The sequence below is a fragment of the Pseudarthrobacter sp. GA104 genome (assembly GCF_009741265.1).
GTDB lineage: Bacteria > Actinomycetota > Actinomycetes > Actinomycetales > Micrococcaceae > Arthrobacter.
This window is the reverse complement of sequence record NZ_WOWL01000001.1, coordinates 471,514-484,100: the sequence shown is the minus strand read 5'-3', so window position 1 is coordinate 484,100 and position 12,587 is coordinate 471,514. Positions and strand designations below refer to the sequence as shown.

Annotated in this window: 9 protein-coding genes; all 9 read left to right on the top strand. The window is 66.9% G+C overall.

All coding sequences use genetic code 11. The features are described from left to right. Positions 1-15 precede the first annotated feature (15 nt). The 9 genes from GK109_RS02170 (at position 16) to GK109_RS02130 (ending at position 12,502) form a co-directional block, all read left to right on the top strand. Complete coding sequence (locus tag GK109_RS02170; protein WP_370460333.1) at positions 16-1,812, top strand: peptidoglycan D,D-transpeptidase FtsI family protein; 1,797 nt, start codon at positions 16-18, stop codon at positions 1,810-1,812. Between the two features lie 178 nt (positions 1,813-1,990). Continuing rightward, positions 1,991-3,601, top strand: a complete 1,611-nt coding sequence (locus GK109_RS02165; protein WP_157242539.1) for a UDP-N-acetylmuramoyl-L-alanyl-D-glutamate--2,6-diaminopimelate ligase — start codon at positions 1,991-1,993, stop codon at positions 3,599-3,601. 6 nt (positions 3,602-3,607) lie between these two features. After that, positions 3,608-5,074, top strand: a complete 1,467-nt coding sequence (gene murF / locus GK109_RS02160) for a UDP-N-acetylmuramoyl-tripeptide--D-alanyl-D-alanine ligase (protein WP_157238511.1) — start codon at positions 3,608-3,610, stop codon at positions 5,072-5,074. Beyond that, positions 5,071-6,180 (top strand): phospho-N-acetylmuramoyl-pentapeptide-transferase, encoded by a 1,110-nt coding sequence (mraY, locus tag GK109_RS02155; RefSeq protein ID WP_321215926.1) that lies wholly within the window; start codon positions 5,071-5,073, stop codon positions 6,178-6,180. The genes murF and mraY overlap by 4 nt, the downstream gene beginning before the upstream one ends. Next, positions 6,162-7,736, top strand: coding sequence for a UDP-N-acetylmuramoyl-L-alanine--D-glutamate ligase (gene murD, locus GK109_RS02150; protein WP_157238510.1), 1,575 nt, complete (start codon positions 6,162-6,164; stop codon positions 7,734-7,736). Before mraY ends, murD begins: the two co-directional genes overlap by 19 nt. A gap of 2 nt (positions 7,737-7,738) precedes the next feature. Next, the gene (ftsW, locus tag GK109_RS02145) at positions 7,739-9,079 is read left to right on the top strand and encodes a putative lipid II flippase FtsW (RefSeq protein WP_157238509.1); all 1,341 of its coding nucleotides are present in this window, start codon (positions 7,739-7,741) and stop codon (positions 9,077-9,079) included. Positions 9,080-9,085: 6 nt separating this feature from the next. After that, a complete protein-coding gene (gene murG / locus GK109_RS02140; protein ID WP_157238508.1) occupies positions 9,086-10,186 on the top strand; it encodes an undecaprenyldiphospho-muramoylpentapeptide beta-N-acetylglucosaminyltransferase in 1,101 nt (366 codons plus the stop codon). Next, entirely contained in the window at positions 10,183-11,559 is a 1,377-nt protein-coding gene (murC, locus tag GK109_RS02135) for a UDP-N-acetylmuramate--L-alanine ligase (RefSeq protein WP_157238507.1), read from the top strand. The genes murG and murC overlap by 4 nt, the downstream gene beginning before the upstream one ends. Beyond that, on the top strand, positions 11,552-12,502 hold the full coding sequence (locus tag GK109_RS02130; protein WP_370460331.1) for a cell division protein FtsQ/DivIB: 951 nt from the start codon (positions 11,552-11,554) through the stop codon (positions 12,500-12,502). Before murC ends, GK109_RS02130 begins: the two co-directional genes overlap by 8 nt. Positions 12,503-12,587 lie beyond the last annotated feature (85 nt).

Here is a 12,587-nt window from a genome sequence, read left to right as displayed (position 1 = left end):
GCAAGGAATTTCACGGTGGCGCAGAGGTCCGGCAAGGCAGTCAACAGCAAGGTGCCCAATGCCACCAAGCGCTTGCGCCTGGGGCTTGGCATCATGCTGACGCTCCTGTTGGTGGTGGGCGGCAAACTCTTCCTCGTCCAGGGGCTCGATGTAGGGGGCATGGCGGAAGCCGCCCTCAACAGCCGGATGAAACAGACCGTCCTGCCGGCGGAACGGGGCAGCATCCTGGACTCCCGGGGCACCGTGCTGGCCAACAGCGTGATCCGCTACAACGTGGTGGTGGACCAGCGGGTCAACACAAAAACGGAGACTTTCAAGCGCCTGGACGACGCCAAGGAGAAACTGGTTGATGTCAGCCGGGAACAGGGGCTGACGGAACTGGCGGCTGCCCTGGGCATGGAGAAGGACGCCATCCGCGAGGCCGTCACCGGGCAGCAGCCGTATTACATCGTGGCCAAGGACGTAAAGCCCGATGTCGAGGACCGCATCTCGCAGCTCCAGATTCCCGGCATCGTGACCGAAGGCATCAGCAAGCGCGTCTATCCCAACGGGTCGGTTGCCGGCGGGATCATCGGCTTCCTCCAGGACGGCACCACCGGCCAGGCCGGCATTGAACAGACCCAGGACGAACTCCTGAAGGGCTCGGACGGCAAACGGCTCTTTGAGATCGGTGCGGACGGCCTGCGGATCCCCGTGGGGGTTGACGAACTGACGCCCCCGCAGGACGGGAAGGACGTCAAGCTCACCCTCAACTCGGACCTCCAGTACTTCGCCCAGCAGGCGATCCAGAGCCAGTCGGACAAACTGGGCGCCGAGTGGGGCGTCATCATCGTGATGGACGTCAAGACGGGCAACCTGGTTGCCATGGCCGACACCAATTCGCCGGATCCGAATGACCCTGGCCGGGTAGCGGCCAAGGACCGCGGCGTCCGTGCCGTTACGGCCGCCTACGAGCCCGGTTCGGTTGAGAAGATGATGACGGCGGCGGCGCTCATCGAAGAGGGCAAAGCCAAGCCGCTGGACACGTTCACCCTTGGACCCACCTACACGGTGGACGGGCAGACCTTCAGTGACTCCTTTGCCCATGGAACCGAGGAGCGGACCCTGGCCGGCATCCTGGGCTATTCGATGAACACCGGCACCGTCATGGCCGGGCAGCGCCTGAGCAAGGAACAGCGCTACGAGTGGCTGAAGAAGTTCGGGGTGGGCGAAGCCCCGGACATCGGACTGCCGGCCACTGCCTCCGGCATCCTGACGCCCTGGGAACAGTGGGACGGCCGGCAGGAATATACAGTCCTGTTCGGGCAGGGCGTTTCGCAGTCCACCCTGCAGACAGTGCGCGCGTTCCAGTCCATCGCGAACAATGGCGTGATGCTCCAGCCCCGCCTGATCGACTCCTATGTCTCCGCTGACGGAACAGAGGAAAAGGTTCCGGCCGCGGAGCCGCGGCAGATCGTTTCCGAGGACACCGCCCAGCAGGTCCAGGACATCCTCGAAAGCGCAGTCACCGAGGGCCAGATCAAGGACGCGGCCATCGACGGGTACCGGGTGGGAGCCAAGACGGGCACCTCCGAGTCTCCCTGCGACGACGGCAAGTCCGGGTTCTGCGGCTACACGGCCTCAATGGTGGGCATGGCACCCATGGATGATCCGCGGTTTATTGTGGAGGTGGTACTCCAGCGGCCCAAGGGCAGCATCTACGGGATTACCAACGGGCCGGTCTTCCGGTCGGTCATGAGCCAGGCACTGCGGACCTACAACGTCCAGCCGTCCACGGGCGAGCCGGCCAGACTGCCCCAGTTCGCCAAGTAACACCCCGGCAGCATCCGGAGCAGCCGCCGCTGCTACGGTTCATCCATGCCGGACACGGTCCACTAGCACCATCGGAGATCCCTTGTCAGAGTTCAACCCGTCCCACCATCATGCAGCCCCGCAGGGACAAGCCCCGCAGGGACAAGCACAGGACGAACAAGCACAGGACGAACAAGCCCTGCAAGGACCCGCACGGCTGGGACCGGACCAGCCCCGCTTCCGGCCGTCCGCCGTTGATGCCGTCCGGCTGGACAGCATCGGCGAGGCGGTCGGCGTCGTAGTTCCGGGAGCCTCCGCTGACGTGGCGGTCACCGGCATCTCCCTGAACTCCCGGACGGTTGAACCGGGTGACCTGTACGTCGCCCTTCCGGGCGCAACCCGGCACGGCGCCGACTTCGCTGCCCAGGCCATTGCGGCGGGAGCGGCGGCCATTGTGACGGACGACGCCGGTGCCCGCCTCCTGGCCTTGTCCTCCGACACGTCGGTTCCGGTGCTGGTGGTCGATGCTCCGCGGAACGTGGTGGGCCCGCTGTCCGCCATGATCTACCGGGGCAGCCAGGAGGGGGCGGCGCTGCAGCTTTTCGGCGTGACGGGCACGAACGGCAAGACCACCACCACCTACTTCATCACCTCGCTGCTGCGGTCCCTGGGCAAAAAGCCGGGCCTGATCGGGACCATCGAGATCCTGGCCGGCGGCGAACCGATTCCGAGCCTCCTGACCACGCCGGAGTCCCCGGAAGTCCACGGGCTGCTGGCACTGATGCGGGAGAAAGGACTTGCTGCGGCCGCGATGGAAGTCTCCTCGCACGCCATCTCCTACCAGCGCGTGGACGGAGTGCAGTTCGACGTTGCAGGGTTCACCAACCTCACCCAGGACCACCTTGACCTGCACCACACCATGGAGGACTACTTCGCCACGAAGGCCGAACTGTTCACGCCCGCCCGCGCGCGGAAGGCCGTGGTGACGGTCGACGACGAATGGGGGCGCCGCCTCGCAGCCAGCACCCAGGTGCCCGTCACCACGCTCGCCACCGTGCCCGGGAACAGTGCCGACTGGACCGTCACGGAGGCAAAGCCCCGCGGGCTTGGCACGGAGTTCACGCTCAGCGGGCCCGGCGGCACTGTCCTGACGGTCCACACGGGGCTTCCCGGGACCTTCAACGTTGCCAACGCAGCCCTGGCCGCGGTCATGGTCCTCACAGGCGGCGTTGACGCCGCTACGCTGCAGGCGGCCCTGGATGCGGGCGACCCCTTCACGGTGGCCGTCCCGGGGCGCATGCAGCTGGTCTCCGAGCGGCCGGCCGCCGTGGTGGACTTCGCACACAACACGGACGCGCTGGCCAGGGCGCTGGAAGCCGTCCGGTCGGCCGAACCGGAATCCCGGCTGATCGTGGTGTTTGGCGCCACAGGCCAGCGCGACCAGGGCAAACGGCCGGCCATGGGCGCGATCGCGGCCCGGCTTGCGGACACCGTGATCGTCACGGACGACGACCCCCACGACGAGGACGCCGCAGCCATCCGCGCCGACGTCCTCGCAGGGGCGCTGGAAGCCCGGGCCAGTGAGTCCCTGCCCTGCGAGGTGCTGGAGGTTTTCCCCCGCGACAAGGCCATTCAACGAGCCGTGGAACTCGCCCGGCCACAGGACAGCATCCTGGTTGCCGGCCGCGGCCATGAAGTATGGCAGGAGGTGAAAGGCGTCAACCTCGCACTGGATGACAGGGTGGAACTGCGCAGCGCCTTGACAGCCAGGGGATTCAACGTTCTCCAAGACGACCGGATAGAGTCCTAGACCGAGATGATTGCATTTACCGCGGCGGAAATCGCCGACATCACTAAAGGGCGCCTGGACGCCGATCCCGGGATCACGCCTCTGTCGGTGGTCACCGATTCCCGCGAAGCCACGCCGGGATCGCTCTACGTCGCAAAACCCGGCGAGTATGCGGACGGACACGACTTCGTCGAAGCCGCCTTCACCGCCGGTGCCGCCCTGGCACTAGTGGAGCGCCCAGTGGCAGCACCGGACGGTTCGCCGTACCCGTCCGTGGTGGTTCCCGACGCCGTGCTCGCGATGGGCGCGCTGGCCGCGGAAGCCGTCCGGAGGATCCGTGCCGCCCGCGCGGAGGCCAACGAAGAACTGACTGTCATCGGCATCACCGGCTCTGCCGGAAAGACCACCACCAAGGACCTGCTTGCCGGCATACTTTCCCGGCACGGCGCCACTGTGGCGCCGCAGGGGTCCTACAACGGTGAAATCGGAGTGCCGCTCACCGTCTTCACCGCCGGAACCGACACCCGCTACCTCGTGATCGAGATGGGCGCCACCGGCATCGGCCACATCAGGTACCTGGCCGAGATGGTCAGGCCTGACATCGGAGTGGTGCTCGGCGTCGGGACAGCGCACGCCGGCGAATTCGGGGGAGTGGAGAACATCGCCCGAGCCAAGGGCGAACTCGTGGAAGGCCTGGCAGCCTCCGGCACAGCCATCATCAACCTCGACGACGAGAGGGTGGCGGACATGCGCGCACGCACCTCCGCGTCCGTCGTCGGCTTCTCCGCCGAAGGCCGGCCCGGCGCCGGCGTGCAGGCGCTCAATGCGGACACCAACGCGGAGGGCCACCCCGAATTCGAACTCCTCCTTCCCGGTGCGGACACGACCCACCACGTCAGCAGCCGCCTGATTGGTGCCCACCATGTCAGCAATTTGCTGGCAGCGGCCGCAGCCGCGTGGGCGGCAGGAATTCCCGGCCCGGACATCGCCGCGGCCCTCAGCGGCCAAACGGCAGCCAGCCGGTGGCGCATGGAGCGCACCGAGCGGGAGGACGGCGTCACCATCATCAATGACGCCTACAACGCCAACCCGGAGTCAATGCGCGCGGCCCTGCGCACACTCGCGGACCTGGGCCAAGGAAGGCGCACCTGGGCAGTTCTGGGCGCCATGCTCGAACTCGGCGAGGATTCTATCCGCGAGCATACGGCCGTGGGCACCCAGGTGGTGCGCCTTAACATTTCCCGGCTGGTGGTAGTGGGCCGGGAAGCCCGTGCCCTCTACGTATCCGCCGTCCAGGAGGGCTCCTGGGGTGACGAATGCGTCTTCGCCGAGACCGCCGACGACGCGTACGAGCTGCTGTCAGCGGAACTCAAACCCGGCGACCTGGTGCTGTTCAAATCATCCAACAGCGTGGGACTTCGCCATTTGGGCGATCGGATAGCATTACCCCCACAAACCCCGCAGCCCGCCGATGAAAGGAGCACACAGCTGTGATTGCACTTTTGATCGGCGCCGGACTGGCGCTCCTCTTCGCCCTGGTGGGCACGCCGCTGTTCATCCGGCTCCTGGTCCGCCGCGGCTACGGCCAGTTCATCCGAGACGACGGCCCGACCTCCCACCACACCAAACGCGGAACACCCACCATGGGCGGGACCGTCGTGGTGGCAGCGGTCCTTTTGAGTTACGGCCTGACGCACCTCATCATGCTCATGGTGAATCCGGATTCGCCTGGCCCGTCAGCCTCCGCCCTGATCCTGCTGTTCCTCATGGTGGGGATGGGGCTTGTCGGATTCCTGGATGACTTCATCAAGATTTCGCGGCAGCGCAGCCTGGGGCTCAACGCCAAGGCGAAGCTGATCCTGCAGGCAGCAGTGGGCGTCATCTTCGCTGTGCTGGCCCTCAACTTTCCCGATGAAGACGGCCTCGCGCCGGCCTCCACCAAGATCTCCCTGGTCCGGGACCTGCCCTGGCTGGACCTCGCCTTCGGCGGAACCGTGCTGGGCGCCATCCTTTTCGTCATCTGGTCCAATCTGATCGTCACTGCCGCCACCAACGGCGTAAACCTCACGGACGGCCTTGACGGACTGGCGGCCGGGGCCTCGGTCATGGTCTTCGGCGCCTATACGCTGATGGGCATTTGGCAGAGCAACCAGGCCTGCGGCTCGCCCCGGGAAGCCGGCAGCGGGTGCTACCAGGTCCGGGACCCCCTGGACCTGGCCCTGCTGGCCGCCATCATGAGCGCTGCCCTGGTGGGATTCCTTTGGTGGAACACCTCGCCGGCCAAGATCTTCATGGGGGATACCGGCTCCCTCGCCATTGGCGGTGCGATCGCAGGTTTTGCCATCCTTTCCAGGACGGAGCTGTTGCTGGGGATCATTGGCGGACTGTTCGTCCTGATCACGCTTTCGGTGATCATCCAGGTGGGTTATTTCAAAGCCACAGGCGGTAAACGCGTCTTCAAGATGGCGCCGCTGCAGCACCACTTCGAACTGAAGGGGTGGGCTGAAGTGACCGTGGTGGTCCGGTTCTGGATCCTCGGCGGGCTCTTCGTCGCTGTAGGCCTGGGAATTTTCTACGCTGAATGGGTTGTGCTGCTGTGACCGTTTCCCCACGCCTCCAGGAGCTCGTGAGCTGGGATTCAGACTGGGCCGGGCTGCGGGTGGCAGTCACCGGCATCGGCGTGTCAGGGTTCGCCGCCGCTGACACGCTGATTGAACTCGGTGCCCGCGTGGTGGTGGTTGACGCCGCCACCAGCGATACAGCGAAAGCCCACGCTGAAACCCTGAAGATCGTCGGCGCCGCCGACGTCCTGCTCGGCGATGATGCAGTGACGCGCCTGCCAAAGATCGACGGCAAACTTCCGGAGCTGATCGTGACGTCGCCGGGCTGGCGTCCGGACCAGGCCCTGCTGGCCGCTGCTGCGCGGGCGCACATCCCGGTATGGGGCGACGTTGAACTCGCCTGGCGGGTGCGCGTGCGGGAGGGCCGCAAGACAGCGGACTGGCTGGCCATCACCGGAACCAACGGAAAGACCACCACGGTGGGACTTACCGAATCCATGCTGCGCGCCGCCGGACTGAAGGCCATCGCCGTGGGCAACGTGGGTACGCCGATTCTGGATGCCATTCGGGACCCGGTCGAGTACGACGTTTTCGCCGTCGAACTCTCCAGCTTCCAGCTGCACTGGTCGGAATCCCTCTCGCCGGTGGCCAGCGTGTGCCTCAACGTCGCCGAGGACCACGTTGACTGGCACGGCTCCTACGACTCCTACCTTGCGGACAAGGCCAAGGTCTACGAACGCACCCAAAAAGCCTGCCTCTACAACGCCGAGCAGATTGAAACCGAGCGGATGGTGGAAAACGCCGACGTGGTGGAGGGCTGCCGGGCCGTCGGTTTCACTACCCTCACCCCCGCCATCAGCATGCTGGGCGTGGTGGAAGGCCTGCTGGTGGACAGGGCATTCATCGAAGAGCGAAGGGACAGCGCCGCGGAACTTGCCTCGATGGCCGACCTTGGCGCCATTGCACCCCGGCACATGGTGGCCAACGCACTGGCGGCCGCAGGCCTGGTACGCGCCTACGGCGTGGAGCCCAGGGCCGTGCGGCAGGGGATCCAGGACTACGTGCCCGGGAACCACCGCATCCAGCCGGTGGCCCGCCACAACGGAGTCCTGTGGATCAATGATTCCAAGGCCACCAACCCGCATGCGGCCGCCGCTTCGCTCGCTGCATTCAGCAACGTCATCTGGATCGCGGGAGGACTCTCCAAGGGTGTCACCTACGACGACCTTGTGCGGGAGCACGCGCACCGGCTCAAGGCGGTGGTCCTGATCGGAACAGACACTTCCGCGCTGGCCGGCGCCCTCTCGCGACACGCGCCCGATGTCCCCGTGATCCAGCCGGCGGCGGGTGACACTGAACAGGTGCAGACTGCTGCAACAGACGGCATCCAAGCCGGTTCCCCCCTGGCCGGGAAACCGGTGATGGCCCGGGCGGTTGCGTCAGCAGCCCAGCTGGCCGGTTCCGGCGATACTGTGCTGATGGCCCCGGCAGCTGCTTCCATGGATCAGTTCTCTTCCTACGCTCACCGTGGTGACACTTTCATCGAAGCTGTCCGCGAGCTGGTGGAAGGGCAGGCCCAGACCGGCGAGGAGTAACAATGGTCAGCACGCCAACACGCCCGCCTGCCCGGCAGCAGGCCGGCAAGCCGCGTCCCGGCTCCTCGGCATCGCCGGCCAGCCGTCCCGCCACTGCCGTAACCCGGCTGCGGGCCGGCTACCGGAAGTTCTGGTCGGCGCTGGAAGGAACCGGAACTTCCCGGAACGGCTCCACCTACTACCTCATCCTGGGATCCACCCTGGCGCTGACGGCGATCGGCATCATGATGGTGCTCTCTGCGTCCAGCGTCGAGTCGATCGCCGCCGGCAAGTCACCCTACGGCGATGCCCTAAAGCAGGGCATGTTCGCCGCAATCGGCATCTTCACCATGTTCGTGCTGTCCCGCATCAATGTGGTGTGGCTCAAGCGGCTCGCATGGCCCGCCATCATTGGCGCCGTGGTCCTCCTGGGACTGGTGCAGCTTGTGGGTGCGGAGGTCAACGGCAACAAGAACTGGATCGACCTCGGCGGCATCACCTTCCAGCCGTCCGAAGCGTCCAAGCTGGCCCTCGCCCTGTGGATGGCTACCGTTTTGGCCAGGAAGGGAAAGCTCCTCAGCCTCTGGCAGCACGTCGCGGTCCCTGCCGTCCCGATGGCCATCATCATCGTGGTGCTGGTCCTGGTGGGCAATGACCTCGGAACGGCCATGATCATCATGATGATCACGGCTGCCGCCCTCTTCTTTGCCGGGGCACCCCTGTATCTCTTCGGTATCGCAGGCCTGGTGGCCGCCGCCGGAACGGCCGTCATGGCTGTGACCAGTTCAAACCGCATGTGCCGGATCACTTCGTGGTGGACCGGCGAGTCCTGCGCCGACGGCATCGACGCCAACTACCAGGCCACCAACGGGCTCTACGGGCTGGCGTCGGGAGGCTGGTTCGGCGTTGGGCTGGGGCAGAGCCGGCAGAAGTACAGCTGGATCCCCGAAGCCCACAACGACTTCATCTTTGCCATCATCGGCGAGGAACTCGGCCTGGTGGGGACCGTCGTCGTCCTCATCCTCTTCGCCATCCTGGGCGCCGCGATCTACCGTGTGGTAGTGGCGCAGGCGGACATGTTCCACCGCGTGCTGGCCGGCACCATCATGGTGTGGCTGCTGGGCCAGGCCACGGTCAACATGTCCGTGGTGACCGGCCTGATGCCCGTCATCGGTGTGCCGCTGCCGTTCATCTCCTACGGCGGCTCGGCGCTGCTGATGTCGCTCTGCGCCATCGGCGTGGTGCTCTCCCTGGCCAGGGAGCAGATGGCCCCGTCCATCCGGCCCAAGCGGATGCTCAAGTTCAAGGCCAAGCCGGCGCGGAAAGACGCGGCCCGGAAGAAGACTGCAAGAAAGCGTGCCTAGCCCTCCATGACCTCCAAAACCCCTTCCATCGTCCTGGCAGGCGGCGGCACCGCCGGGCACATCAGCCCGCTGCTGGCCATCGCCGCCGCCCTCCGGAGCGCGTCTCCCGCTGCCGCCATCCTTGCCGTCGGCACGCCGTCCGGGATGGAAACCAGGCTTGTTCCGGCTGCAGGAGTGGAGCTGGCGACCATCGACAGGGTTCCGTTCCCACGGAAACCTTCGGCTGACCTGGTGCGGCTTCCCGCCCGGCTCGCCGGCGCCGTGCGCCAGGCCGGAGCCATCCTGGACAAAGCGGCTGCGGACGTCCTGGTGGGCGTCGGCGGCTACGTGTGCACGCCCATGTACCTGGCTGCCCGCAAACGGCGCATCCCCATCGTCATCCACGAGGCAAATGCCCGGCCGGGCCTCGCAAACCGGGTGGGTGCCCTGTTGACCCACAGGGTGGCCGTCGCCTTCGCCAACACCCCTCTGCGCCATGCAACCCACGTGGGAATGCCGATGCGTTCCGAGATTTCCGGGCTGGACAGGGCCGCGGCGCGCACCGCCGCCCGGGAGGCCCTGGGCCTGGACCCGGCACAGCCGGCGCTGATCGTCACCGGGGGATCCTCCGGGGCGCAGAGCATCAACAGGACCATCGCCGCCGCAGTGGACCGCCTTGCCGGCGCGGGCATCCAGACCCTGCACATCACCGGGCGCGGCAAGACCGTCCTGGACGCCGCCGGCAACCCCCTCGCGGCTGACGGCTACCGGCAGGTGGAATACATCGACGGCATGGAGCTTGCCTATGCCGCGGCGGACGTACTGCTGGCCCGTTCCGGTGCGGCCACGGTATGCGAGGTTGCCGCGGTGGGGGTACCGGCAGTCCTGGTGCCGCTGCCCATTGGCAACGGCGAGCAGGCCCTGAACGCTGCAGGATTGGTGGCTGCCGGGGGCGCGATCCTGGTCAGCGACCGGGACTTGACGGCCGAATGGGTGGACAAGGAGCTGGTTCCGCTGGTCACGGACCAGCCACGGCTTGCCGCAATGTCAGCCAGTTCCTACCGGCTTGGCATCCGGAACGCCGATCAGCGGATGGCTGATCTCATCCTGGAAGCGGTGAAAGCATGAACCACGCCAAAATTCCGGCCCTTGAATCGCTGGGCAGGGTCCACTTCGTGGGCATCGGGGGCGTCGGCATGTCAGCCGTGGCCAGGATCATGGTGGCCCGCGGCGTTCCGGTCAGCGGCTCCGACGCCAAGGACCTGCCGGTCATGGCCGACCTCGCGGCGGCCGGTGCGCGCATCGCCGTCGGATATGCCGCCGCGAACCTTGGTGACGCCCAGACGGTTGTGGCCGGCTCGGCCATCCGCCCGGACAACCCGGAGCTTGTTGCGGCGAGGGAAGCCGGCCTGCCGGTGCTGCACCGGTCCGAGGCGTTGGCGGCCACCATGGGCGGCGACACGGTGGTTACCGTGGCGGGAACCCACGGCAAGTCCACCACCACCTCCATGGTCACCGTCCTGCTCCAGGGCGCGGGCCTGGACCCCTCGTTCGCCATCGGCGCCAATGTTCCCGCGCTCGGCGTCAACGCCGCCCACGGAAGCTCCGGGATCTTCGTGGCGGAGGCCGACGAGTCCGACGGATCCTTCCTCAACTACCGGCCCAGGATCGCCGTGGTCACCAACGTGGAGCCGGACCACCTGGACCACTACGGAACGGCTGAAGCGGTCTACGAATCCTTTGACCGGTTCACCGCGCTGCTGCCCGCCGACGGGGTGCTGGTTGCCTGCGCGGACGACGCCGGCGCGCTGGCCCTCGCCGAAAGGACCCGGCAGCGGGGCACCACGCGCGTGGTGCTTTACGGAACCGGAGAGGGTGCGGACCTCCTGCTGCACGACGGCGGTCCCGGCGACACAGCCGTCTCCACACCGTCGGGCCGCTATCCGCTTGACCTGCAGGTGCCAGGGCGGCACAACGCGCTGAACGCGGCGGCCGCCTTCGCTGTCGCCCTTGAACTGGGAGTTGACCCTGGCATTGCGGCCGCCGCCCTGGCGCACTTTTCCGGTGCCTCCCGTCGCTTTGAGCTCAAGGGCGAGGCGAGGGGAGTGCGGGTGTTCGACGACTACGCCCACCACCCGACGGAAGTCCGCGCTGCCCTCGCCGCAGCCCGCTCCGTTGCGGGGGACCACAAGGTACACGTCCTCTTCCAGCCGCACCTGTTTTCCCGCACCCGGGAGTTCGCGCAGGAGTTCGCCGATGCCCTCAACCTGGCCGACACCGCCTTGGTCCTGGACATCTATCCCGCCCGTGAGGATCCCATCCCGGGTGTAACCAGCCAGCTCATAGCCGACCACCTGGATGAGGGCGGCCGGCTGGTGGCGGCCGGGGACGCCGTCGCACTCCTGGCGGCTTCCGCCGCGGACGGGGACATCGTGTTGACCGCGGGCGCCGGTGATGTCACCGCGTATGGACCGCAGATCGTAGAGGCCCTGCGTGGCTAGCACCCGCCGGCCCACCTACACCTCCACCGGCCGGTCCGGCGGAGGCGGTGGCGGGGACGATGTCATTTCGGCGTCCCGGAGTGTCCCCGAGCCTGCTCCCGAAAAACCGCAGAAGCCGAAGAAGCCCCGGCAACCCGCAAAAGCGGGCATCCGCGGTTTCGGCCGTGGCAACGGTAAGGGGAACAAGGCGGAGGCCCCGGCGCCGTCCGGGACAGCCGGGGCGAACGTGGTGGCTTTCCCCGAGCCGAAAGGGAAGCGGCGGAAACGGAATCTCCTGACGGCGGCGGGCATCCTCGTTGCGGTTGTGGCGGGGCTGCTGGCGACAGCTATTTTTTCCCCCGTCCTGGCCGTCCACACCATCTCCGTGTCCGGGACGCGCCTGCTGACGCCTGCGCAGGTGCAGTCCGCGCTGGAGCCATTGCAGGGTAAGCCATTACCGCAGGTCACCGACGAAGAGGTGGCCCGGCTGCTGGAACCGCTGGTCCAGGTCAAGTCCGTGACCGCGCAGGCGAGGCCGCCGTCCGGCCTTGCCGTGGCTGTGCGGGAAAGGGTGCCGGTAGCGCTGGTCAAGCAGGGGGAGCAGTACCAGCTGGTGGACGTCGACGGCGTGCAGTTGGCTGCCACGGCCGATCCTGCCTCGGTGTCGCTGCCGGTGATCGACGGCGGCGCGGGCACCATCGGCCAGGATCTCTTCCGTGCCACGGCCGCAGTCCTTGGCGCCTTGCCGGCAGACGTGCTGGCGAAGCTGTCCAACGCCTCCGCCCAATCGGTGGACGCGGTGGAGCTCAAGCTCGTGGACGGCCAGACCATCATCTGGGGCAACGCCGGCGAAAGGGAACTCAAGGCCAAAGTGCTGGCCGCGCTCCTGAAGGTTCCGGCCGACCCCAAGAATCCCGTGAGGGTCTACGACGTGAGCGTGCCCCGGCACCCGGTGACCCGCTAACGCTTTATTTTCCGGTATTAATCCGACACGCGGAGCCGGTTATTGAATGTGGCAACCAGAGGAAATACCGTCACAGACATGAGTT